The organism is Ruegeria sp. BC1, from assembly GCF_056539305.1.
The window spans coordinates 77,485-101,030 of sequence record NZ_JBQFUT010000003.1 but is presented as its reverse complement, the minus strand read 5'-3'; the positions used below and the strand labels follow the sequence as shown (position 1 = coordinate 101,030).

The following is a 23,546-nucleotide window of genomic DNA, read 5'->3' as shown; positions in this document are numbered from 1 at the left end:
ACATGACAATCGAGTATCTGAAACGCGGAAAATCTGACGCTGACCGGGCCGAAGATGACGCCAAAACCCGCGCTGTGGTCGAGGCAACCCTGAAGGACATCGAAACGCGCGGCGACGCCGCCGTGCGCGAGCTGAGCGAGAAGTTCGACAACTACTCGCCGCCTTCGTTCCGCCTGTCTCAGGAGCAGATTGACGACCTGATGGGGCAACTGACCGACCGTGAACTGGCAGATATCAAATTTGCACAGGAACAGGTGCGCAACTTTGCGCAGGCGCAGCGCGATTCCATGCTGGATATCGAGATCGAGACCTTGCCGGGTGTCATACTGGGGCACAAGAACATCCCGGTGCAGTCGGTTGGGTGCTATGTGCCAGGCGGTAAATTCCCGATGGTGGCCTCGGCCCATATGTCGGTGGCCACAGCTTCGGTTGCCGGTGTTCCGCGTATCATCGCCTGTACACCTCCGTTCAACGGCAAACCGAATGCAGCTGTGATCGCGGCCATGCATCTGGGCGGTGCGCATGAGATCTATGTCATGGGCGGCATTCAGGCCATTGGCGCGATGGCGCTTGGGACCGAGACGATCGACCCGGTGCATATGCTGGTTGGCCCCGGAAATGCCTTTGTTGCCGAAGCCAAGCGGCAACTGTTTGGCCGTGTCGGTATCGACCTGTTCGCAGGCCCGACCGAGACCATGGTCATCGCTGATGAGACCGCCGCCGATGCCGAGCTGTGCGCGACCGACCTGTTGGGTCAGGCCGAGCATGGCTATAATAGCCCCTGCGTGCTGCTGACCAACTCGCGCAAACTGGCCGAAGAGACTCTTTCCGAGATCGAGCGCCTATTGGGCATCCTGCCAACTGCGGGCACAGCGAAAGTGTCGTGGGACGAATACGGCGAGGTGATCGTCTGTGACACCTATGACGAAATGCTGCAGGTTGCCGATGATATCGCGTCCGAGCATGTTCAGGTGATGACAGATCGCGACGACTGGTTCCTCGAGAACATGACCTGTTATGGTGCGCTGTTTCTTGGTCCGCGAACCAATGTGTCGAATGGCGATAAGGTAATCGGCACCAACCACACGCTGCCGACCAAGAAAGCCGGGCGCTATACAGGTGGTCTTTGGGTAGGGAAGTATCTGAAAACACACAGCTATCAGAAAGTTCTGACCGATGAAGCGGCGACTTTGATCGGTGAATACGGCTCACGACTGTGTATGCTGGAAGGCTTCGTTGGCCACGCCGAGCAATGCAACGTCCGTGTGCGTCGCTATGGCGGTATCAACGTACCCTATGGTAAACCCGCACCGTATCGGGATGCTGCTGAATGAGTGACCCGCAGACCCGGCACAAGGCCCTGATCGCTCTGCTCAGGGCCGCGATGTATGACTTTTCCGAGGCCGGTGTCCGCAAGGCGCTGGCCGAAGTGGCAACTCCGGACACGGTGTTCCACCTGTGTCATCCCTTTGGCGATAGCATCGGTGGCGATGCCTTTTACGACTGCGCCTATAAAGATCTTTTGGCCGCCTGGCCCGATCTGGAACGCCGCGACTATATTGTCATGGCAGGACCGGACGAAGACGGTGCAGAATGGGTCGGTTGCGGCGGTTATTACACCGGTACCTTTACCGGGCCTTGGCTGGATATTCCGCCGACGGGCCATCAGGTGACAATGCGCTTTCACGAGTTCTTCCGCTTTGAGGACGACAAGGTTGTTGAAATGCAGGCGCTTTGGGATATCCCCGAGGTGATGATGCAGGCGGGTGCCTGGCCAATGGCCCCCAGCCTGGGGCGCGAATGGCATGTACCTGGACCGGCTACGCAGGATGGTTTCGTACCCGGCCCCTATGACGCGGCCAAGGGCAAGGAAACTTGCCAGCACATTATCGACATGCTGGAACATCTCAAGAAGCATCCATCACAAGGCGGCCCCGAAGTGATGGAGATGGAGCGCTTCTGGCACCCGCGCATGAACTGGTACGGCCCTTCGGGCATCGGTACCGGACGCGGGTATGCAGGCTTTCGCAACTGGCACCAGATCCCGTTTCTCAAAGGGATGCCTGATCGGGGGCAATACGTGGACGAGATTACCTATCATTTCTTTGGTGACGGCGAATATGCGGCCGTCACTGGCTGGCCCAACATGGTCCAGACTGTCACGCATGACGGTTGGCTTGGAATCGCGCCCTCGGGTAAGAAGATCACCATGCGCAGTCTCGATTTCTGGCGGCTGGAAAACGGTCGCATCCGTGAAAACTGGGTTCTGGTCGATTTGTTGGACGCTTACCAGCAGCTTGGCGTTGACGTCTTTGCACGACTGCGGGAATTCAATAAGGCCCGCAATTTGGGCAGCATTGAAATACCGAATGGAATGAACTGATGACAGACCTGCCGCGCACCCCTTCGTTTTCCCTGAAGGGAAAAACCGCCCTCGTTACTGGCGCCTCTTCCGGCATCGGGCAGGGGTGTGCAGTGGCATTGGCCGAGGCAGGCGCGCATGTTGTCTGCGCGGCCCGTGGTGCGGATCGGTTGAACGACACCGTCGCAGCTCTGCGGGGACAAGGCTGGTCAGCCGAGGCTCTTGTGCTGGATCAGGGCGATCTGGGCGCGCTGGAACAGCTGTTCAAAACGCGTTGCTTTGAAGTTGTCGTGAATTCGGCCGGAGTCGCACGGCACAGCGCCGCTGTTGAGACAACGCCAGAGGATTTCGATGTTGTCACCAACGTCAATCTGCGCTCGGCCTATTTCCTCTCGGCCTATGCGGCCCGCGCCTTGATTGAGGCCAACAAACCCGGTTCGATCATCCACATCTCAAGCCAGATGGGGCACGTGGGCGGGGTCGACCGGGCGCTTTATTGTGCGACCAAACACGGGCTGGAGGGCATGGTTAAATCAATGGCGATCGAATGGGGCAAACAGGGCATCCGGATTAATACGGTCTGTCCGACTTTCATCCGAACGCCACTGACCCAATCCACCTTTGACAACCCCGAACGCGCGGCGTGGATCTTGGAAAAAATCAAACTGGACCGGGTGGGAGAGGTCGAGGACATCATGGGTGCGGTCCGCTATCTTGCCTCGGACGCCTCGGCGCTGGTCACGGGCACGTCGATGTTGATTGACGGCGGTTGGACAGCAGACTGATGGCTGAGAAAGTAACATCACTCCAAGTCGCCCAGCTTGCAGGGGTCAGCCAATCTGCGGTGAGCCGCGTTTTCACGCCCGGGGCATCGGTCAGCAAGAAAACCGAAGAGAAAGTGCGAAAGGCCGCTGCTAAGTTGGGCTATCGTCCCAATGTGTTGGCACGTGCAATGGTCTCCGGCAAAAGCCGCATCATCGGGCTGGTGGTCGGATATCTGGACAACTACTTCTACCCCGAAGCGCTTGAGAAACTGTCCAACGGCCTGCAGAAACACGGTTATCACGTTCTGATTTTCATGGCGTCTCGGTCGGCAGGAAATATCGACAACGTGATGGACGAAATCCTCGACTATCAGGTTGATGGCGTCATCCTAGCCTCGGTTCCCATGTCCTCGGATATCGCAACGCGCTGTCAGCAGGCGGGCGTACCGGTTGTCCTGTTCAACCGCAGCCAAGATATCGATGGGATTACAACCGTTGCCTCCGACAACTATGCCGGTGGCCGAAAAGTGGCCGAGTTTCTGCTTGCGGGCGGGCACAGGAAAATTGCCTATGTCGCGGGCTGGCAGGGGGCATCAACGCAACGGGACCGCGAAGCCGGGTTCCGGGCTGCACTGAGCGATGCAGGGAAAGAGCTTTTTGCGCATGAGTTTGGCGACTTTAACACCGAAGATGCGCGTATGGCGGCCCGCCGGATGTTTGATGTTTCCCCGGAGAAACGGCCGGATGCGGTGTTCATCGCCAATGACCACATGGCGCTTGCGGTGATGGATGTCATCCGGTTTGAACTGGGCCTGCGCGTACCCGAGGATGTCTCGGTCGTGGGGTATGACGATGTCCCTCCGGCAGGTTGGCCAGCTTATAATCTGACGACAATCCGACAGCGGGCGAACCTGATGGTTTCCGAAACGGTTGATGCGCTGCTGACACACATAGAAGACCCGGCGACGGCCGAAACGCGCAAGGTTGCAATTGACGGTCCCCTGATCGTGCGGACTTCGGCCCGATTGCCCAAAGGTTGGACCCCACAAAGGACGAATACATGAAAGGCTTTGATTCTAAATTCAGGGACTTCCCCGATTATATCATCGGTATCACCAAAGAAATTTGGGAAGACCGGGGTATTGCGACCCTGCACGACTACTACAGCGAGGATATTGTCGTGCGTTCGCCCGGTTCGGTGGTGCTGGGAAATCAAAATGTGATCGGTGCAACCATGGCGACGCTGGCCGAATTTCCGGATCGGCAATTACTGGGCGAAGATGTGATCTGGTCCGGCACCCCGGAAGACGGGATGCTGAGTTCTCACCGTATCCTTTCAACGGCCACGCATATGGCCGAGGGCGTTTACGGCAAACCAACCGGAACCAGATTACGGTACCGGATTTTGGCTGATTGCCACGCCATCAACAATCAGATCAACGATGAATGGCTCATTCGCGATCAGGGTGCCATCGTCCGTCAAATGGGATGGGATCCAAAGGAATACGCTGCCGGTCTGATTGCCCGAGAGGGAGGTAAGGAAAACTGCGTCAAACCCCTAACCCCCGAAACTGATCAGCCGGGCCCGTACAAGAGCCGCGGCAACGGCAATGAGTGGGGGCAGCGCTATGCCGATATCCTCACCCGGATCATGAATGCCGATATGGGTGCGATTGCGTCCGAGTATGACCGGGCCGTTCAGTCAGAATATGTAGGTGGCGTAACTGGACATGGCTGGGACGCAGTCGACCGTTTCTGGATGGGTCTGCGGGCGAGTTTCCCGAATGCTGAATTCAAGATCGATCACCAGATCGGGCGAGACGATCCGGATATGCCACCCCGCGCCGCGATCCGCTGGAGCTTGTGGGGCAAACATGACGGCTGGGGTGTGTTTGGCGCACCGACCGGCGCACAGGTGTATGTCCTCGGCATCAGCCATGCCGAGTTCGGTGCCCTGAAGGGTGGCTTACCGCAGTTGCGCCGTGAGTATACTCTGTTCGATGAAACCTCAGTCTGGAAGCAGATCCTGTTGCAAAGCGGTGAAATCTGAGTGGTGCCCCCGGTCGCATATCGCATCCTTTTGGACGGCCTGAGTGAGACCGGGACCCTTCGGCGTTCCCATATGCACCGCCAAAGTCTGCGTGCCCGGCGTTTAAACCTGCGGCCGCCCGGAGAGTGAGAGAGCGTGCAGTACATGCACGCAAATCATCCTTCCTGAAAACGTAGTATCGGAACTTACAAAATGTCGAAATCAACCATCTCTTCCCGCATCGTTCGCTATGGTGAACTCCGGCCATGCAAAACCGCTTTTATTGACGCCCATACCCCGGGCAGCGATCAGAAAGAGAACTTTACTATCGTCGGCGGTGGCGTTTCGGAATCCCCGGACCAGCACGTGCACATCACGGACAAGATCGGTTTCAACATCGGCGCTGCGGGCCAACCGCCGAAGTGCCGGAATTCTCTGCACAGTCACACGACGGCCGAGGTCTTTTTCGTCGCCAAAGGCCGTTGGCGGTTTTTCTGGGGCCGTTATGGCACCGCCGGCGAATTCATTGCTGAGGAAGGCGATATCTTCAACATCCCAACCGGTATCTTCCGGGGTTTCGAAAACGTCGGTCAGGATTATGGGATGATCATGTCGATCCTTGGCGGCGACGATGCGGGCGGTGGAGTGACATGGGCACCTCAAGTCATCGAAGACGCGCAGGCACATGGGCTGATGCTGGGTGACAATGGTGTTCTGTACGACTCCAAAAAAGGGCAGGAACTGCCGCATAATGTGCGCCCGATGCCTCTGTTGACTGAAGAGCAGTTGAAAGATTACCCCGAGGTTCCGGTTGAAGATGTCGTTGGTAAATACGTTGCGCGGTATTGGGACCTGATGGCGTTGTCGGCCAACAAGCCCGCACCGGTGATTGGCGAGAACGGGATGATCAAGGATAAACCCGGTTTCGAGGTTGATTTCCTTGGGCGAGGGTCCTCTGTGACCGAACCGGTTGTAGCAGAAAAACCTGTGGTTCTTATGCCATCCAGCGGCCACTGGCGTATTACGATCGACGATCATGAAGCCACTATGTCCACCGGCGACACGGCCGTGGTTCTGTCCGGAGAATCCTATAGCGTTCAACCTTCGATGACCGGGCAGGCGGGGCTGTATCGGATTACTGCAACCGATGACCCGGCAGGAGCCACTTGGACAAGATGAGCGTTGATCCCGAAGACACACATGCCGTTTATGAACGGCAAGCGACAGAGTATGATAGGCGCCGCTCAAAGGCTCTGTTCGAAGCGCGCTGGCTGGCGCGCTTCACCGCCAGCCTGAAGCCGGGGGATCATGTGTTGGATCTGGGCTGTGGCACAGGCGATCCGATTGCACGTTGGTTCATGGCCGAGGGGTTCGCAGTAACAGGTGTCGATTTCGCCGATGCAATGTTGGCTATTGCCCGTGATCGCTGGCCTGATGGGGATTGGCGGCTTGCGGATATGCGTGACTTTGAGCTGGATCAGCAATTCGACGGCATAATCGCCTGGAACAGCTTTTTTCATCTGACGTCAGGCGAGCAAAAAGAATGTATCACGCGCATGGCGCGTCATTTGCGACCCGGTGGAATGCTCATGCTAACCGTCGGGCCCCGCGCCGGAGAAATAAGCGGTACGGTGGGGTCAGAGCTTGTTTACCACGCCTCCCTGTCACCAGCCGGTTACGCGATGTGTCTTGAGGAAAACGGGCTGCAAATGACCGGGTATCTGGCCGAGGACCCTGAGACCCAAAGCCATACAATCCTGATGGCGCGTAATATTTAAGGAGCCTCCGATGACCATCAAAACCACACATGTTGGGTCTCTGCCCCGTACGCAAGACGTGGTGGATTTCATTTTTGCCCGTGAAAACGGTGAATCCTACGAAACGGCTGCGTTTGATGCCAGCATGACCGGTGCGGTCTCTGAGACCGTGCGCAAACAGGTCGAAGCCGGTATCGACGTTGTCAGCGACGGCGAAACCTCGAAGATTTCCTACGCGACCTATGTCAAGGATCGGTACACCGGATTTTCGGGTGACAGCCCCCGAAATGCGCCTGCAGATTTGAAGATGTTCCCCGGTTTTTTGCAGCGACTGGCCAATGACGGTGGCACGCCGCAATACGCACGACCAATGTGCACTGGCGAAGTGCGCTCAAAAGGACAGGGCGAGTTAGAGAAAGATATCGCCAATCTCAAAGCCGCAATGAAACAGCATGGTGCAGAACGCGGCTTCATGAATGCTGCGTCGCCGGGTGTGATATCGTTGTTTTTGCAGAACGAATTCTACCCAACGCGCGAGGCTTATCTGGCAGCGCTGGCTGAAGCAATGAAAGAGGAATACGAAACCATTGTGGCCGCCGGATTGGATCTTCAGCTGGATTGCCCCGATCTGGCATTGTCGCGGCATATGCTGTTCACCGACCTCTCGGATGATGAGTTCGTCAAGATTGCCAATATGCATGTCGAGGCCTTGAATCACGCGCTTCAAAACGTTCCGCAGGATCGCGTGCGTGTGCATATCTGTTGGGGCAACTACGAGGGTCCTCACTGCTGTGACATTGCAATGGATAAGGTGTTCAACACCTTGATGGCGACAAAATCGCGCTATGTCCTCTTTGAGACCTCGAACCCGCGACACGCCCATGAGTGGACGGTGTTCCGCGACCGCAGGGCCGAGATACCCGATGACAAGGTTTTGGTGCCCGGCGTAGTCGACACCACTACGAATTTTGTCGAGCACCCCGAACTCGTGGCCCAGCGGATCGAGCGCTTTACAGGGATTGTTGGCGCAGACCGGGTGATCGCGGGCAGTGATTGCGGCTTTGGCACTTTTGCGGGCTTTGGCGCGGTCGACCCTCAGATTGCTTACGCCAAGTTGTCGGCACTGTCTGATGGGGCAAAGCTGGTCTTGGCATGACACCCTTGATCCTCTTGCCGGGAATGATGTGCGACGCGCGCCTCTTTGGGCCGCAGATCAATGCTCTATCCGGAAAAATGCCTGTAATGACTTTCCCGTTGTCCAGGCACGACAGCGTGCAGGCCATGGCGGTTGACATACTGGAAAATGCGCCGCCCGAATTCGCATTGGCTGGCTTGTCGATGGGCGGTATCGTGGCGATGGAAGTATTGCGTCAGGCTCCTGAACGTGTCTCGCGTTTGGCTTTGCTCGACACGAATCCGCTGGCCGAAAAGCCCGAGGTCAAAGCCCGTCGCGCGCCCCAGATGGTTGCCGTTCGCGACGGGAAACTGAGGACGGTGATGCGTGACGAGATGAAGCCTAGTTACCTCGCGGACGGACCAAACCAAGGGGCTATACTGGATCTGTGTATGGCAATGGCCGCTGACTTGGGCCCTGACGTTTTTTTGCGACAGTCGCAGGCGCTGATGGACCGCCCGGACCAAAGCGCAATCCTCCGGGCCTTTACAGGAAACGCTTTGGTTTTATGCGGGCGGGAAGACAAGCTGTGCCCTATTGAGCGCCACCAAATGATGCACGAACTGATGCCGCATAGCGCGCTCGCGGTCATTGAAGGTGCAGGGCATCTTCCGACATTGGAACAACCACAAAAAACCACAGCGGCCTTGATCCGCTGGTTGGAGGACACATGACGCCATCCCTTTTGTCCCTGCTTCGCAAGGTAGACACTCCCACAGTCTGTAATGCCATCGAAGTGGCGCAGGGCAAACGCGGCTTCGACGATTTCACGCGCGGCACCATGCTGTGCTCGGCACCTGACGAACCCGCGATCGTCGGCTATGCGCGCACAGCCAAGATCGCGGCAGTCAACCCACCGACCGAACCGGCTGACGTCATCAAAACCCGGCGCATGGCCTACTACAAATACATGGCTGAAGCACCCAGCCCCTGTGTCGCTGTGATTGAGGATTTGGATTACCCGGATTGTATCGGGGCCTATTGGGGTGAAATCAATACTTCTGTTCACAAAGGGTTCGGTATTTCCGGGGTCGTAACCAATGGTGTTATGCGCGATCTCGGAGACTTGCCAGAGGGTTTCCCGGTTGTCGCTGGCTCTGTTGGGCCGAGCCACGGTTTCGTCCATATCCGCGAGATTGATAAGCCGGTTTCAGTTTTTGGCCTGAAAGTTAGTCCCGGCCAGTTGATCCATGCCGACCGTCATGGCGCTCTGGTCGTGCCCGAGGATGTCATCGATCAATTGGTAGCTGCGATACAAAAGCTTTTGTCGACAGAACGTATTGTCTTGGACGCAGCCAGTCATCCGGAGTTTAATTTCGAAGCATTCGAAACCGCTTGGTCAGCCTTTGAAAAAGCCAGAACCTGATTGCGAGAGGCAATCAAATTGAATGACAGTTGAATAAATTGACACAAGTGGGCCCAAGGTTTGACTGCCTGGTCTAAGGGCAACAATGGAAAGCTCTGAATATGGCAGGTCGGAACAAGCAGGTTTCATCACCGGGACAAATCTGAACGTGGATAGTGGCTAGACCGCCGTAGGACCGCAAAGGAAGTGAATTGCCACTGACCAAAACCGACGAAAATTCGATGGCATCATACAAGCGTCGCATGCCACAGGACGCCCTGTCTGAAGTTGTATAGCCAAATGCGCTGGCTGAAGACGATCCTCACATGTGTGCCCAACAGACCAAGACGGTGTTCTTCCGCCTGCGTCGCCTAAATGTTAGCAAGGGTTATTGCGTGAACATGCTTAAGGGTACAAAGGCGGGCGTGATCGGCTTTGCCAAATCGCTCACCAAAGAGCTTGCCTAGATTTATAGTCGCGTGAACTGCATCGCTCCTGCCGCGATCAAGACCGCAATTCTGAACCAGATGGCTTCCGAATTCGTCCAGATCATGATCGAAAAGTCACCGATGAAAAGACTAGGTTGGATCGAAGAGGTCGCACGGTTGGTGATGTGGTTAAGTTCAGAAGATTGCACGTTTAAAACGGGCGCGGTTTTTTGATCTCTCTGGCGGCAGAGCGACTTATTGATGGCTCACATTCGCGACGTCAAACCTGATCTAGTCGAGGTAGCCGAGAATGCATGACGGCACATCTTGGGCCTTAGGGCCTGTATGTCGGGTCAAAGCTCTTACAGGCTTACGCGGCTGAAATGGACCCAATGGTGTGAACTAGTTGCACTATAGGCAGCCTGGACAGGTTACATCAAAAGCTAAGGTCGTCCTGCGCGAAAGTTGTAGTGGGAAAAATTGATTTATCTCAAAGCTGGCAAAACTAACTTGCCAACCTTCCGGATTTCATCAATTTGACCCTATGAGCGAGCCAATTCACAAAATTAATCGCGCCGAGATTCTTCCCGAACAAGATTTGCCAAAGGGCGCACATCTGCTTGGCATTGGCAAAGGAATGGTGTCCTGCTGGTCTGTTGGGGACAGTGGATTTCATCGCGCGACCAGTTTCAAGAACGAGATCGAGTACAAAAAAAATCGTATGCAATCCGGTCATGTGATGCAGCATGCACATCTTGGGTTTCGTGATCTTGAGCACACGATTGACGCCATCCAGCGGGTTTACGACAGATGTTCAAAACGGGATGTGCGGATTGATCGGTTTGGCATGTGCCTCGACTGGTCCATGGGCTTTCCTAGGGACCAGCGCACAGATCAGTCGCGCGGAACCGGGGTTCTTCTGAATGACGCCGAAGCTTTTGCGCGCCTGACCAACGCAAGCCCAGCCGCAATGCACTTTGGTGACTTTATGCTGGGGTTTCCCGCGGCGTTTGAAAATACCTGTGCCGCGTTGGCCGCAGGTGCGACAACGATCGGAAATCTGGGACAGTATTTTACCTTTCGTTTGCCCGGGCATGACGATGACGTGGAAACGACGCGGGCCACGGTTCAGGCGCTTGGGCTGATCGCCGCGCAACCGGTTCCGGTTTTAGTGCATTCCAATCTGGATGATGGATATGCGGCGGTATTTGAAGACCTAACCTCGGCACTGGGTCAGGCCCTGCTTGAAAAATACATCGTAACTGACCTGATTGGCGCGCCCTATGCGGTTTGTTATGGCCATCACTTCACCGAACCCCTAACACGGATTGCCTTTCAACGGGCCTTGTCAATGATCAGCGGCGGTGTGCCCGGCTCGCAGATCTATGGCGCAACGGTGCTTTACAAGGGGAACCATGCCGAGAATTTTGCCGGATTGTCGACTTATCTTCTGTCAGACATTGTGGCACAGCGGCTTCAGCCAACTGGACATGCCCTGAACCCGGTGCCGGTCAGCGAGAATGAGCGCATTCCCGATGTGGCGGAAATCTGTGATGCCCAGTGCCATTTAGGCAGGCTTACCGAATTGGCGGATGGCTATTTACCTCTGATCAACACCGATGAGATCGACAGCGTAAGCGAGACCTTGATGCGAGAAGGGCAGGGGTTTGCAGACCGGGTTCTGGAAGGTTTGTCGCAAGGAGGTATTGATACGAGCGACCCGTTTGAGCTGCTACTGTCTCTGCGTCGCATTGGCGGGCGGATTTTGGAGCGGTCATTTGGCGGAGGTGCACCGCGAAGGGACGCGCCGGGGCGGCGAACCCCCATCATTGGCGCAACAACCCATCGTGAATTAGAGGAAGAAGCCGAAGCGTTTATTACCTCTGACGCGGGTCAGGAGCTTACAGATATTGCGAAGACACCTGTCCGAATTCTGACTGCGACCACGGATGTTCATGAACATGGCAAAATGCTGTTGGATCTCGTTTTCCACAAAGCCGGGTTTGCAATAGAAGACGGTGGTGTATCGAGCGATCCGGATCATATCGTTGCGCTTGCCAAACAGAAGTCTGTCGATGTGATCGCGCTGAGCACCTATAACGGTGTGGCCTTGCGCTATTCGAAATTGCTGATGCTCAAACTGAGTGAGGCAGGGCTTGAACTGCCGGTTCTGATTGGCGGTCGTCTGAACGAAATCCCCGAAGGCAGTAATACAAGCTTACCAGTGGATGTTACTGCTGAGCTCAAAGGAATAGGGGTATCGGTTTGTGTTGATCTTGAAGCGGCCTGTGATGCGTTAAGGGCCATTCTTGTCAGACCTGAAGATCGGGGAAGTAAGTGAAAGCCGCCGTTTGTTAGGCAATGCGAAAGAGCGGTTTATTGTGCGATGTGTGAGTTCGACAGAATTAATACGTTGCACCTACGGTGTATGTCCGAAAAAACGGGCTGCGGCCGTAGTTATCCAACGACGTATTCCAGGTCGGCAATGGGTTGGGGTTCCACTCTGAACTTAGGATCAATTGCTTGGCGCAATCAATCAGCGGCTACGAACCTTCTTAGTACGTTGCGCGTAACGCGTTCCACCTGTTGATCTTTACAAATCAACCCCATTACCCATTCGCACGTGCCCGCGGTGAAGACTTCTCCTTTTCCGCGCTGCCAATACAAGATAACGCCATTTCCGCGTTTGCTGCGATCCAGTGTTTCTTCAGTTATGGTTCCGAATTGAGCCTTTGCTTTGAACCTCGCGTCTCCGTCATCGATGTACAAAGTTTCGCCCCGTATCCCGTGATCGGGTTCGACGTTCGTTGCCAGTCCCATTGCCAGGACTTCTATTTTCGGGTCTGCACCATCTGACCCCGTTGCGTAGGGCAGACCATCTTGTATCTGATAGTCCAACCCGTCGACCTCATAGCCGAATATGCGTGATCCAGCCCCAAGCTGATCACCGTACCCGAGTTCTGTGCCTGCCATTGCCCAATGATCGGGGCGATAGACGGTAAACCCCGCGCTGCCTTGTCCGACACAGCGCCCCAACCCAGCGTAAATCCCTTTGAGGCCGTTTGCGCCAAAGGTATATGCACCGGGCCAATTGACTGGTGGAACTTCCCAAGCGCCAGTCACTAGATGCTCCTGCTCGGTGCCCGACAGCGGATCTTGATCGGCATTGTATTTGTAACAGACCTGGGTACGGCCTTCATCTTCGATGCGTGTCTGCCATAGGAAGTTCCCGGCAAACCGAGCCACTTTGCCGCCGTTTTCGACGAACCGGTCCACCGAGTGCCGCATGTTTGCAGACCAGTATTTATCATGCCCAACAAAGATTGCGCATGTGTAGCGTGCCAAAAGATCAGGCTGCTCCTCAAGATCATGCTGCGTGACGATATCGAATTCAAACCCTTCGGCCTCCAGCCAACGGGCGAAATGTCGTTCGTAGCTGGCCCAACCCGCAGATGCGTATTTCTTGGAGTAGCCATAGGCATAGGCCCATTCCATGTACGGGTAACGAACCATTGTCCCGGGTTTATGAGGGATCTCGGGAACGGCGCGAGGGGCGCCTGCGGGAAGTTTGCAAAAACCTCTACTCCATGGCCGTTGAGTTGATACCATGGGCGAAAAGGCATTGCGCTCCGGTCCTGTGATCCCTTCGTAGTGGTTCGACCCGCCCCAACAGTTATAGGCAAGCCACGTGCCTGTCGCGCAGACCAATACTATGCGCGGTCTATCGGACTCAGCTGCACCGCGCACGAGGATAAGGTGATGTTCTTCAACACGGTCACCGTCCCGCTCGGCACCAAGCGTGATCAGGTAGCCGCCCGGGCGCCAATCCGTCGGGATCGTAAATTCATGGCTTGCCTGCCAGTTACATCCTTTGACCGAGCAATCGAGAGGTGTCTTCTGATGGCTGCCAGTCAAACCCTCTTTTCGCAAAACGGACTCATAGTTCGACCCGTCCCGACCGATTTCCAAGTCCCATGTCACGGCGGTCGTCGAAACATGCAGCGTGACTGTATCGCCAGGCGCATAACTCATACGGGGGGTATAGCCCCAGATTTCCAAAACGGCTTCATCCCGAGCTGGTCCGATGAAGTAGTTATCGATTATATGCCGCGCCTTGGCGCGGGTCCGGGGTGTTGTGGCTGGCAATGGTTCTTCTGAAGATAACATTCGCCTATTCCGGTAGGTATTTCGCTGACCAACTTTCACTGGCCGCGCCGGATTCAATCATGGTTTCGATCTGGTCTTCGGAATAGCCTAAATTCAAAAGAATGCGACACGTGTCCGCGCCGTATTTCGGCATTGGGCCGGGAATGGTGATCTTTGCCCGCGTTGGGCGTACCGCATTGGGCGCGACCAGATCGCACCAGCGGCCCATCGGATGCAGGTCATGGCGAATGGCGCTGAACGTATTGAGGTTTAGGTCAACTTTGTCCGAACTTTCCAGCTGCAGTGCCGCGTCGCGAGTCTTGTGCAAAGAGCCCAGCGGCATGACGGTGGATGACGTTTCCTGAAACGCACCGGCCCAGTATGCGGCCGGCTGGGTTGCGAAACGTTCCGCCACAGCTGCGGTCAATTGATCCTCGGGCATTTCTGCAAGATCCGCCAACTTGGCTACTGAACGCAATGCGTTCTTTCGGTCGGTTGGGGCGGCAAAGAACACCCAGCCGTCTTCTGCGCGATAGCAGTGATAGAACGGACCCCAGCCTAATACCTCTCTGCCTGAGGGTTCGTCAAAAGGTGCGCGGCCGTCGAAATCATACATCAACTGAGCTTGGATCAAGTTGCCCGCAGCAGCCAAGGAAGCGCGAGCAATTCCACCTTTTCCAGTCTTTTGCAAACGCAATAGGGCGGCCCCAAGCGCCACGCAGGCGCAGTACCCGGTCAGAACGTCAATCGTTCCAAAATGGGCGTGTTCTTCTGGTGTTTGCATACCGCCTCCAAACCTGAGCATGACTCCGGTCGCGGCCTGGGCAAGATCGTCATAGCCCAAGTGGTCAGATTTCGGCCCTCGCGCCGGACCACCAAATGCACCCAGCTGCACCAGAATTAGGCGCGGGTTAATCTCGGCCAGTTGCTGTGCACCCAATCCCAGCGCATCTCGTTGCTCATCTGTGCCATTCATGGTGATGACATCACTCTCAGCAATCAGGCGGTGCAGGGCGTCCCGCCCGTCGTCACTGCGTAAGTTCAGCAGAACACTGTCCTTTCCGCGATGGGCATGCAGGCCGAATACCACGGTGTTCCAAGGGTCTATCGAGGGTTCGACCGGTTGGACCGACGTCACATTGGCACCGAATCGGGCAAGGGTTGAACCTATGGTTGGTCCGGCGATCACGTTTGTCAGGTCCAGAACCCTCAGACCATCAAGCCATCCGTTGGTCGCCGCGCCAAATTCGCCTGATCGTTTCGGTTCAGCGAGAATTTTTGCAACAGATGCGCTGTCCGGCTCAGGTCCAGGGCGTTTTTCCAGGGCGCCAGCGTCATCTGCAAGCCAAGCCACATTGCCCATCTGCCGCATCTTGCCGTGCCGTTGGTCATCCACTTCTACGACCAGACCCGAGGCTAGGGCGTGTGGGTCGGCCAACCACTCTTGGCTAAAGCGTTGCGCAGTTGCAGGTGCCTTGGCTGCGCCAAACAGCGCCTCCCATTCATGCGAAGGCCGCGTCAGAAATGCCGTCTTCATGGCCGAAGACACCCGTGCGCGATCCCGGTCTCCCACGGGATAGTTGCGAAGAGACCATTCGTTGGGCCACTCCACCTTGTCCAGATAGGCGTCAAAATCGGGCAACTCGTCGGCTAACTCAGCCAATCCCAAGGTTTCCAGCACCCTGCGCGGGTGGGTCTTCACACTGCCGGCGACGACATAGAACCCACGCCCATCCGCACAAGTATAGGTGCGATAAAACGGGTCCAGAAACTCCTCTAACTCGGTAAAACTCAGGTCTGCCGGTAAACCTTCAGCCGCGCGTCGATCCAATTCGACCTCGCGCGGTGATTTGTACCGTTCTGGATAATCCTCAATCTGTTCGCAGTTGTAGACGAGACCTTCGAGCAGGGCCGAGGCCAGTGGCACTTCGATGTGCTCGCCGCCATTAACATCACGAGCGAGCAGAGCGAATTGAACTGCCATGGCCCCAAAAGCTGCCCCATAGGCCGAAGCCAGTGTCAAAGGCGTAAACGAAGGGTTGATTCCCATCAGGCGGCGGTTCAAACCCATGTCGGTAAACTGCCCAGTGCGGGCCGCGATGATCGCTTCCCACGCAGGCAGGGTGGCCAACGCAGGATCTGTAGATGCAAAGCCCGGCAGTGATAGCGACACTATACGTGGATTGATCGCAACTAGATCTTTCGGCCCCAACCCAAGCCGCTCCATAACCCCGGGACGGAAATTCTCGATCACGACATCCGAACGCGCTATGAGGTCGCGCGCAGTGGCGAGACCGTTTGGCGTTTTCAAATCGAGCGTCATTGCTGTCTTTCCACGCGACAACATATCTGTCGCAGGTTCTTTCAGACGAGGGCCACCGGGCGGGTCAATACGGATGACTTCAGCTCCCAAGTCAGCCAGCATCATGCCAACGAGGGGGCCGGCTAGATATTGACCGAAATCGAGAACCCGGATGTGTCCCAGAGGGCGAGTGGTCATTCCAGTCTCTCCAACTGCAGGAGCAATGCTCCAAGTTTTTGAGTGAGTTTAGAAACTTTGGCGTCACTAAAACTGCTCTAATCCCGACAAAAAACGCGTGGATTTGGTGAGATGCCGACCTGACGTCTCGATCTTGTTGTCTTTTTCGGTGGCATAGGTTTGCGTCGCAGATCAACGGGTACGTGAGGCACTCGTCCTTTCAGCATACGAGGAGCATGCGAAAGGTTGGTTTTGTGCCATCCGCTAAGACGGCTCTTGTCGTAGGATTGAAGAGGGCCATGCCACGATGGTTTTCAGCGGTCGCTTTTACCCAGTGACGTGCGGAAATGGCTGGTAGGTTTCAATGCCATAGTGGTTCATTCCATTGGCCGTTATCCACCAAAGCGCCAGCTGGGCGTTAGCAATTCAGGGTAACACACGCTGCAGCAAGCGCTGAGAAGGGCAGGAAAGAGTCCAAACTAATACACGCCGTGTTGTATCCATCCTGACCGGGACTTCGAACAATTTTTGCCGGATACCTTAGGTATTCAGGATACATCCCGAAATTTTTAGGCGTAATGCTTCTTGTTGTTTGATACGTTATAACATAACAAAGCACATTATGTTCAAGATGAAGGGATGCAGACCTCACACCCGCTTGATGGTCCGGCCAACCCTTCCAGATGAGGATTACAATCTATGATGGACACGCGCCTACCTGTTACAGTGCTTTCCGGTTTCCTTGGTGCAGGTAAAACGACGCTTCTGAACCGGGTGCTGAATAATCGTGACGGGCGTCGGGTTGCGGTCATTGTAAACGACATGTCCGAGGTGAACATCGACGCGGATTTGGTGCGCGCTGATACGGAATTGTCCCGCACTGACGAAACGCTGGTTGAGATGTCCAACGGCTGTATCTGTTGTACGCTTCGCGACGACCTTTTGGATGAGGTCAGGCGATTGGCCGCTGAAGGCCGGTTCGACTACTTGCTCATTGAATCAACGGGTATTTCCGAACCATTGCCCGTCGCCGCAACATTCGATTTCCGAGACGAAGACGGTAACAGCCTTTCGGACGTCTCGCGGCTGGATACAATGGTCACTGTCGTCGATTCAGTAAACCTGCTCAGTGATTTTTCCAGTCACGACTTCCTCAAGGACAGGGGGGAAATACTTGGGGATGAAGATGAGCGCACTCTGGTGCATCTGCTCACAGATCAGATCGAGTTTGCAGACGTTGTAATCTTGAACAAGGTCACCGACGCTGGACCAGAACGTGTCGACGCCGCGCGCAAGATCATCCGAAGCTTGAATGCAGATGCTCAGATTGTCGAAACCGATCACTCCGATGTGCCTGCCGAAGCGATTCTGAATACCGGCCTATTCGACTTCGAGAAAGCACATGAACACCCGATGTGGGCAAAAGAGCTTTACGGGTTTGCGGACCACGTCCCGGAAACCGAAGAATATGGCGTAACCAGCTTTGTATACCGAGCAAGGCAGCCCTTCGTACCCGAAAAAATTCTGACTGTTCTAAATGGTGACTTGCCGGGAGTGATCCGTGCCAAGGGGCATTTCTGGATTGCAACCCGCCCGGATTGGGTTGCTGAGTTTTCACTTGCCGGTTCTTTGTCCTCCATCAAACCGCTTGGCACGTGGTGGGCCACTGTTCCAGAAGAACGACGCCCTGATCATGACAGCGCACGGGCTTACATGGAGGCGCATTGGCAAGAGCCCTGGGGCGACCGGCGGCAGGAAATCGTGTTTATTGGAAGCGGCATTGATTGGCCCGCATTGAAGGCCCGTCTGGACGCAGCCTTGCTTCCCGCACTTGTAGCGGACCGACCCGAGAATTTGCCGAACTTGCCCGATCCTTTCCCTATGTGGCGCGGCGCCGAGGCGGCAGCATGACCTACGCTCGAGAAATCATGAAAGACACGGCTGTTGGGGTAAGCGTCGCGGAAACGCTCAATGGTTTGACAGCGATCCATAACCCGGACTGCGCTGCCGTGATATGGCGCAGGAACCCTTTGCAACATTTTCAATCGTGGATCGACGGGTTGCCATCGGAAAACCTACCGAAAGCTCGATTGATCCTGCGCCCGGAATCGGTTCGGCAGGCGGTCTTTCAGATATGCGAAGCGTCCGGAACACCTAATACCGAGGAACGAGACCGCTTAGTTGATGACGTTGCTGCGTTAGCAAAAATTTTTACAGACTTTATGAGAACTGAATGGCTGCGCCTGCGATTGGATGTTGTGACCACGAATGCCTGTCGCAAGTTTCATATTGATGCTGTTACCGCGCGTCTCGTCTGCACATACCGAGGAACAGGTACACAATATGGCAGTTCGACCGACGGCACCGAACCCGATCGCATCTTCACCGTTCCTACAACCGCTCCGATAGTTTTGCAGGGAACGCGCTGGCCTGAGCAGCCGAGTTCAGGCCTGCTGCACCGCTCGCCACCGATTGAGGGCTCAGGAGAAACACGACTTGTGCTGGTTCTCGATCCTGTCGTGGAACCTGAGAACGAACTGGACCATGTATTGAATCACTGACTTTTCAATTAAACGCCATACCGAAATTGGTGTGGCGATGGTTGACCTCGAGAACGTGCCGACACTCCTATTTATTTGATAGATGTTCGCTTTGTTGCATCGTGTGAGGTCGAGCGGCTCGGGCAAAGGTGCAAGGGACCCTATTTACAGAGACCTTGATTAGTCTTGATGCTTTCTGTTTTGCACCGCTTCTGTTGATAATAATCTTGTGGGGAAAACAATTTGCGTCAAGCCGGGCCTTTTGGTCGCCGCGCGTGCTTCCGGTGGTGATCCGTTCGATCTTGGGCAAAGTAAGGTAAAGCCACGCAACCCCTTCAACCAGAAGGAGAAAAGATCGCATAAAGCCTGCACTGACTCGAAATTTTCGAGATTTTGTACTATTAAGGTAGTCCTTCAGGGTTGTTATGTATCTGGACTGTTTCGATCTAGCGCACCGGCCGTTTGCGATCTCGCCGAACCTGGACTTCCTGTACTGGTCAGAAAGTCATCGGCGTGCCTTTGACATGATCAAGGCAGAAATCCTCGGGAATGTACCAATGACCGCGCTGATCGGAAAAACCGGCGTGGGTAAAACCTTGCTGACATATGCCCTGATCAAAGACACCGAAATTGCGCAGAAACACCAAGTCCATCTGTTGACCAACCTGTCTGGCGATGCTGCCGAAGTCCGCCAGCGGCTGTTGTTAACCTTTGGCAAAACAGCAATTGGCACGGCCGCACAGGCCAAAATCGAGCAAACTCTGATTGAGATCAGGTTAAGCGGATACATCCCGGTCATTGTCGCAGATGAGGCGCAGACCCTATCCCCGGAAGGGGCCGAGGTTCTGAGCCGTATCTCGGGCAATCCCAGGATAGGACCGGTACCGGTGTTGCTGGCAGGACAGAGCGATCTGGGAAGTCTGCTACGCAAGCCGGAATATCGTTGCCTGCGAGATCAGATTGGTGAGCCGGTCTATTTGCGAGAGTTGCCAGTCGGCGAAGTTGACGCTTACATCCGCACCCGTTTGGTGCAGGCGGGGGCAAAAGGTGACCTGTTCACTCCTGATGCTGCGAGGCGCATCCATAAGAAAGCCAGCGCTATTCCGCGCCTGATTAACAAGCTTTGCGAAGCACTTCTGTATCTTGCGGCTCAGGAAAAACTGAAAGTAATCGACGGCCCCACAGCCCTGCGGTTGATGCACGAATATGTCGACCCTGTCACACTGGCGTTCCGGCCACGAGGCGACAGCCCTGTAACACTGCTTGAGCCCCGCGAAACAAGAACCGCGGCAAAGCAAACGTCCACGACGCAGATCACTCCGCCCGCTATGGCAGACCGGCCGCTCATCCTGCGCAATCCGGCGCCTGCCTCGCCTCCAATCCCGGCAAAAACACCTCGGCGCACTTCACACAGCAGACTAGCCTTGGCAGGTACCGCCGGGTGTTTGGCGGCAATTGCTATTTTGTTGAACCCGTGGGTGGACAGTTTTCTGAAGGACCGTCTTCGGAATCCTCCCTTGACACAGGACGTCTTAGAAATTGCACAGGAGCCCGCGACACAACCGATCATCAACCTAAGAGACGTGGAACAAACATTGGCAGATGACGCCGTATCAGTTGAGGCCACTGAACCCACGATCAAGAAAACCCTCACTGCGCCTCCAGATATTTCCGCCCTGGTCAAACCGATTGACGCGGCCCCCAATGCTGCGGCCGAGGAGTTTTTTCGCAATGCGCTAAACAGCAACAAAACGGCTGACATGGCTGTATTATATTCGCGTGCCGCGCTACGCGGGCATGACCGGGCAGCGCAGTATCTAGCTCAGATGTTCGAAACCGGAGATGGGGTTGCCTATGCGCCTTCGGTTGCAGCACGTTGGTACAACCTGACCAATGATGAGATATCGCCTGTCAATACAGGCGCGCGCGCGACTGGAATTGCACCCAAACCGTTGTTCTCAAGCAGGACTGCGGATGAAATCGAGTTGATTTGGGAAGGTCAGGGGCTCTCTTTTTTCGTCGAGTTTGCAGATGACGAAGGCCAAGTTCTGGGGCGGTTTGAAACCCCGCTAACCGCGGCCCGGCTGCAAATACCAGATTCGGTCACCACATGGCGTGTCGCGGCAGAAGGCGCTGCACCCAGCAGTTGGCAAACCATAGGCGGACCGGATCAGCCCTGAGGCCGACATTTCAGCACCCGATTGTGGCGCAGATCCTGTTACGATACACGGCGTTTGCCGGGCTTTCGTCAGCCGTTTGCGCGGACACTGGCGCACAATTCAGCTCATATTCCTCGGCCAATCCCCGGTTGACGCAGGCACCGATTTCCCAACCCGGTGGAATATCGTTCAGGTCAACCTGATTCCACTTCGGATGGCCGCTTTCCTGCAGCGCCGAGAACTGCGTCAGGATCAGATTTGATACATCGGAAACCGCATCGCAGCTCTGCTGGTGGTAGGAATTGCGGCGCGGGTCATATTCATAGGTCATCAGAACCGCCTTGACCGCAACAAGGTCGACCGGGTCCGTCATAAAGGCATACGTGCCCGCCGGTATTTGTGCAGGGGTGTAGACGGCCTGCAACACCGGGTCCACTATCGGCAGCAGATGAAACGCTTCTGGATCTATGTCGGATTCCGCAAACAACCGCGTTGGAGCCCCGGCAACGTAGAAAAAGGCGTCAATCTCACCGTTCTTCAGCTGCGCCATCGAGTCATCGGGCCCGATCGTGAGCGTCTCGGCCGGTTTGACGCCGATCAGATCGAGCAACAGCGAGGCTGTAAGAAACGTGCCGCTGTCGGCTACGCCTACTGCCACCCGTTTGCCGTTCAGATCATCGGTGGATGCGATGTCCTTGGAGGCAAGAATGTGGACCTCTTCGTTATACAAAGGAAAGGCAATGCGCACTCCGGCAATGGCACGCGCAATATCGGGATCATTGGCGGAATAGGTCTTGAGATATTCAAGAACGTCGCTTTGCACGATGCCGAATTGCGTCGCCCTGCGTTTACGCACGCCCAGAAAATTCTCCAGCGACCCTGCACTCTCGTTAACAATCAAATTCTGCCCACAGCCAGCCATCAGATTCGAGATATCCTGACCAAACTGGATATACGTTCCGGTCGGTCCCCCGGTCAGGATGTTCTTTTCGAATTCCTGTGCGTCCGCACGGCTTGTCACAAGCCACAAAGTCATCAACATGACCAGAGACTGCATTAAATACTTGTTAAAATAGGTCATTTGTTTCCCCGTCCTGGTAAAGCGGTTCGTCTCAGCAGCGGCCAAGATCGCGAATAAGAGAGACAAGTGTTTGCCGGTTGATCGTTACAAATACGGTTTCCAGTGCTTCATGTGTACAAACTCCGTTCGCCAGTAAATTCTGCAATTCACTGCGTTGTTGCGGTGCGGCCTGTTCTAGCCCTGGGGCTGCCGCAATAGCGCGGGCAATCTGCGCAGGCGGCAGAGGCACTCTGCGGCGATCTGAAGAAATAGAACCCACGGCGTCATCAGCAGACTCGGCAATCGACGGCGCTATGGCCTCTTGCAGTTCCGCTTTTAACAGGTTGAGCGCAGCCAGAGTCTCTGCCTGCTCTTCTCTGAGTTCGTTCAACTGGGTTCGGAGCACTTCGGCGCTGGCAGCTATGGCATCCCGCTCGGCCGCTGCGGAACGTATGTTGGTCTTGGTCGCCTCGTGTTCGGCAACTGCTGCAGTCCGTGCGTCCTCTGCCTCTTTCCTCAGCTGATCAGCCCTTTGCTGCGCCGCTTCGCTTTCTGCAATCTGTGTTGTGAGATCATCGTGAGTCTGCCGCAGTTGCGGCAGACTGGTTTGTAACGCCGCTAGCTCAGCTTTTGCTGCCTGCGCCTGCTCCAAAACCGCATCGCGGTCCGTTGTCAGGGCTGCCAAATCAGACTGCGCGGCTTTTGTCTGTTCCAGTACCTCGTCCCGAGATGCCGTCATGTCGGACAGCTCAGATTCGGCCTTTTGGGCAGCGGCCAGTGTCGCTTGCGATTTCTCTACTTCGGCCAACAGTTTCTGCAGCTCTGTACGCGCTTGCGCCGTCTGCTGAACAGTGTCCGTTTCCTCGCGTCGCAGCTGCTCGATATCTTTCAAAAGCTGGATGTGTTCGCTCTGAACAGTCTGAAGCTGCGTGTAGGCGTTTTCCAAACGCGACTCGGCTTCCTGAATTTCTGTTTCAAGCGTGGCGATGACGCGTCTGAAAGACGCGGCCTTTTGTGACAGCAGCTCGACTGTGTATTCATCGTCAACTGGCGGAGCCGCGTCCTCGGACGTCTGCGCCCACGAGGTCGAGACGTAGGATATCAAACACAAAACTGCTGCTAAAATGGGAACCCGAATAAACACCAACACACACCAAACACCGGAAATAGTGACATAATTTACCACATTTTGCGCAAAATCGAAAGGTGGGTGTCGCGAAACCTTTCAGAAGTTGGCAAAGGCCGGTCCGGCGAAGGCGGAATTCTAACCCGAACCCTGACGGGGTGACTGCGGTTTTGATAG

General features: G+C 55.5%; 20 protein-coding genes. 16 read left to right on the top strand and 4 right to left on the bottom strand.

Annotation, left to right across the window (positions count from 1 at the left end; genetic code table 11):
• Nucleotides 1–2 precede the first annotated feature (2 nt).
• The 13 genes from hisD (at nt 3) to ACR0IY_RS08590 (ending at nt 12,200) form a co-directional block, all read left to right on the top strand.
• Complete coding sequence (hisD, locus tag ACR0IY_RS08650; protein ID WP_480672261.1) at nt 3–1,334, top strand: histidinol dehydrogenase; 1,332 nt, start codon at nt 3–5, stop codon at nt 1,332–1,334.
• Nucleotides 1,331–2,383, top strand: coding sequence for an ester cyclase (locus ACR0IY_RS08645; RefSeq protein WP_480672259.1), 1,053 nt, complete (start codon nt 1,331–1,333; stop codon nt 2,381–2,383). Before hisD ends, ACR0IY_RS08645 begins: the two co-directional genes overlap by 4 nt.
• Entirely contained in the window at nt 2,383–3,147 is a 765-nt protein-coding gene (locus ACR0IY_RS08640) for an SDR family NAD(P)-dependent oxidoreductase (protein WP_480672257.1), read from the top strand. Before ACR0IY_RS08645 ends, ACR0IY_RS08640 begins: the two co-directional genes overlap by 1 nt.
• Nucleotides 3,147–4,190 (top strand): LacI family DNA-binding transcriptional regulator, encoded by a 1,044-nt coding sequence (locus ACR0IY_RS08635; protein ID WP_480672255.1) that lies wholly within the window; start codon nt 3,147–3,149, stop codon nt 4,188–4,190. Before ACR0IY_RS08640 ends, ACR0IY_RS08635 begins: the two co-directional genes overlap by 1 nt.
• Entirely contained in the window at nt 4,187–5,176 is a 990-nt protein-coding gene (locus ACR0IY_RS08630) for a nuclear transport factor 2 family protein (RefSeq protein ID WP_480672253.1), read from the top strand. The genes ACR0IY_RS08635 and ACR0IY_RS08630 overlap by 4 nt, the downstream gene beginning before the upstream one ends.
• Before the next feature lie 192 nt (nt 5,177–5,368).
• On the top strand, nt 5,369–6,334 hold the full coding sequence (locus ACR0IY_RS08625; protein ID WP_480672251.1) for a cupin domain-containing protein: 966 nt from the start codon (nt 5,369–5,371) through the stop codon (nt 6,332–6,334).
• A complete protein-coding gene (locus ACR0IY_RS08620) occupies nt 6,331–6,933 on the top strand; it encodes a class I SAM-dependent methyltransferase (protein ID WP_480672249.1) in 603 nt (200 codons plus the stop codon). The genes ACR0IY_RS08625 and ACR0IY_RS08620 overlap by 4 nt, the downstream gene beginning before the upstream one ends.
• Nucleotides 6,934–6,943: 10 nt before the next feature.
• Nucleotides 6,944–8,068, top strand: coding sequence for a cobalamin-independent methionine synthase II family protein (locus ACR0IY_RS08615; protein WP_480672247.1), 1,125 nt, complete (start codon nt 6,944–6,946; stop codon nt 8,066–8,068).
• A complete protein-coding gene (locus ACR0IY_RS08610) occupies nt 8,065–8,760 on the top strand; it encodes an alpha/beta fold hydrolase (protein WP_480672245.1) in 696 nt (231 codons plus the stop codon). The genes ACR0IY_RS08615 and ACR0IY_RS08610 overlap by 4 nt, the downstream gene beginning before the upstream one ends.
• A complete protein-coding gene (locus tag ACR0IY_RS08605; protein ID WP_480672243.1) occupies nt 8,757–9,452 on the top strand; it encodes an RraA family protein in 696 nt (231 codons plus the stop codon). Before ACR0IY_RS08610 ends, ACR0IY_RS08605 begins: the two co-directional genes overlap by 4 nt.
• Before the next feature lie 305 nt (nt 9,453–9,757).
• A complete protein-coding gene (locus tag ACR0IY_RS08600; protein WP_480672241.1) occupies nt 9,758–9,898 on the top strand; it encodes a hypothetical protein in 141 nt (46 codons plus the stop codon).
• Nucleotides 9,899–9,958: 60 nt separating this feature from the next.
• Nucleotides 9,959–10,093 carry a hypothetical protein gene (locus ACR0IY_RS08595; RefSeq protein ID WP_480672777.1) on the top strand — a complete coding sequence of 45 codons (135 nt, stop codon included), beginning with the start codon at nt 9,959–9,961 and terminating at the stop codon, nt 10,091–10,093.
• Between the two features lie 310 nt (nt 10,094–10,403).
• Nucleotides 10,404–12,200 carry a cobalamin-dependent protein gene (locus ACR0IY_RS08590; protein ID WP_480672239.1) on the top strand — a complete coding sequence of 599 codons (1,797 nt, stop codon included), beginning with the start codon at nt 10,404–10,406 and terminating at the stop codon, nt 12,198–12,200.
• Nucleotides 12,201–12,391: 191 nt separating this feature from the next.
• Here ACR0IY_RS08590 and ACR0IY_RS08585 read toward each other — a convergent pair whose 3' ends face one another.
• Together ACR0IY_RS08585 and ACR0IY_RS08580 are read right to left on the bottom strand one after the other, a co-directional pair.
• A complete protein-coding gene (locus tag ACR0IY_RS08585; RefSeq protein ID WP_480672237.1) occupies nt 12,392–14,026 on the bottom strand; it encodes a N,N-dimethylformamidase beta subunit family domain-containing protein in 1,635 nt (544 codons plus the stop codon).
• 4 nt (nt 14,027–14,030) lie between these two features.
• Nucleotides 14,031–16,505: a CoA transferase gene (locus tag ACR0IY_RS08580; protein ID WP_480672235.1), complete on the bottom strand. Its 2,475-nt coding sequence runs from the start codon at nt 16,503–16,505 to the stop codon at nt 14,031–14,033.
• 678 nt (nt 16,506–17,183) lie between these two features.
• Here ACR0IY_RS08580 and ACR0IY_RS08575 point away from each other — a divergent pair.
• The 3 genes from ACR0IY_RS08575 to ACR0IY_RS08565 all read left to right on the top strand — a co-directional run bounded on the left by ACR0IY_RS08575 (nt 17,184) and on the right by ACR0IY_RS08565 (nt 21,204).
• Complete coding sequence (locus tag ACR0IY_RS08575; RefSeq protein WP_480672233.1) at nt 17,184–18,395, top strand: GTP-binding protein; 1,212 nt, start codon at nt 17,184–17,186, stop codon at nt 18,393–18,395.
• Entirely contained in the window at nt 18,392–19,045 is a 654-nt protein-coding gene (locus ACR0IY_RS08570; protein ID WP_480672231.1) for a DUF1826 domain-containing protein, read from the top strand. Before ACR0IY_RS08575 ends, ACR0IY_RS08570 begins: the two co-directional genes overlap by 4 nt.
• Before the next feature lie 536 nt (nt 19,046–19,581).
• Complete coding sequence (locus tag ACR0IY_RS08565) at nt 19,582–21,204, top strand: ExeA family protein (RefSeq protein ID WP_480672229.1); 1,623 nt, start codon at nt 19,582–19,584, stop codon at nt 21,202–21,204.
• A gap of 10 nt (nt 21,205–21,214) precedes the next feature.
• Here the strand turns inward: ACR0IY_RS08565 and ACR0IY_RS08560 are convergent, their stop codons facing one another.
• Entirely contained in the window at nt 21,215–22,264 is a 1,050-nt protein-coding gene (locus ACR0IY_RS08560; protein WP_480672227.1) for a TAXI family TRAP transporter solute-binding subunit, read from the bottom strand.
• A 31-nt stretch (nt 22,265–22,295) separates the two neighbouring features.
• Entirely contained in the window at nt 22,296–23,348 is a 1,053-nt protein-coding gene (locus ACR0IY_RS08555) for a hypothetical protein (protein ID WP_480672225.1), read from the bottom strand.
• Nucleotides 23,349–23,546 lie beyond the last annotated feature (198 nt).

Bases quoted from the DNA above. Each gene is read 5' to 3' on its own strand.
- ACR0IY_RS08585 (WP_480672237.1), bottom strand. From the start codon at position 14,026: ATGTTATCTTCAGAAGAACCATTGCCAGCCACAACACCCCGGACCCGC.
- ACR0IY_RS08575 (WP_480672233.1), top strand. From the start codon at position 17,184: ATGATGGACACGCGCCTACCTGTTACAGTGCTTTCCGGTTTCCTTGGT.
- ACR0IY_RS08615 (WP_480672247.1), top strand. From the start codon at position 6,944: ATGACCATCAAAACCACACATGTTGGGTCTCTGCCCCGTACGCAAGAC.
- ACR0IY_RS08625 (WP_480672251.1), top strand. From the start codon at position 5,369: ATGTCGAAATCAACCATCTCTTCCCGCATCGTTCGCTATGGTGAACTC.
- ACR0IY_RS08580 (WP_480672235.1), bottom strand. From the start codon at position 16,505: ATGACCACTCGCCCTCTGGGACACATCCGGGTTCTCGATTTCGGTCAA.
- hisD (WP_480672261.1), top strand. From the start codon at position 3: ATGACAATCGAGTATCTGAAACGCGGAAAATCTGACGCTGACCGGGCC.
- ACR0IY_RS08590 (WP_480672239.1), top strand. From the start codon at position 10,404: ATGAGCGAGCCAATTCACAAAATTAATCGCGCCGAGATTCTTCCCGAA.
- ACR0IY_RS08620 (WP_480672249.1), top strand. From the start codon at position 6,331: ATGAGCGTTGATCCCGAAGACACACATGCCGTTTATGAACGGCAAGCG.
- ACR0IY_RS08605 (WP_480672243.1), top strand. From the start codon at position 8,757: ATGACGCCATCCCTTTTGTCCCTGCTTCGCAAGGTAGACACTCCCACA.
- ACR0IY_RS08600 (WP_480672241.1), top strand. From the start codon at position 9,758: ATGTGTGCCCAACAGACCAAGACGGTGTTCTTCCGCCTGCGTCGCCTA.
- ACR0IY_RS08630 (WP_480672253.1), top strand. From the start codon at position 4,187: ATGAAAGGCTTTGATTCTAAATTCAGGGACTTCCCCGATTATATCATC.
- ACR0IY_RS08610 (WP_480672245.1), top strand. From the start codon at position 8,065: ATGACACCCTTGATCCTCTTGCCGGGAATGATGTGCGACGCGCGCCTC.
- ACR0IY_RS08635 (WP_480672255.1), top strand. From the start codon at position 3,147: ATGGCTGAGAAAGTAACATCACTCCAAGTCGCCCAGCTTGCAGGGGTC.
- ACR0IY_RS08570 (WP_480672231.1), top strand. From the start codon at position 18,392: ATGACCTACGCTCGAGAAATCATGAAAGACACGGCTGTTGGGGTAAGC.
- ACR0IY_RS08565 (WP_480672229.1), top strand. From the start codon at position 19,582: ATGACCGCGCTGATCGGAAAAACCGGCGTGGGTAAAACCTTGCTGACA.
- ACR0IY_RS08640 (WP_480672257.1), top strand. From the start codon at position 2,383: ATGACAGACCTGCCGCGCACCCCTTCGTTTTCCCTGAAGGGAAAAACC.
- ACR0IY_RS08560 (WP_480672227.1), bottom strand. From the start codon at position 22,264: ATGACCTATTTTAACAAGTATTTAATGCAGTCTCTGGTCATGTTGATG.
- ACR0IY_RS08595 (WP_480672777.1), top strand. From the start codon at position 9,959: ATGGCTTCCGAATTCGTCCAGATCATGATCGAAAAGTCACCGATGAAA.
- ACR0IY_RS08645 (WP_480672259.1), top strand. From the start codon at position 1,331: ATGAGTGACCCGCAGACCCGGCACAAGGCCCTGATCGCTCTGCTCAGG.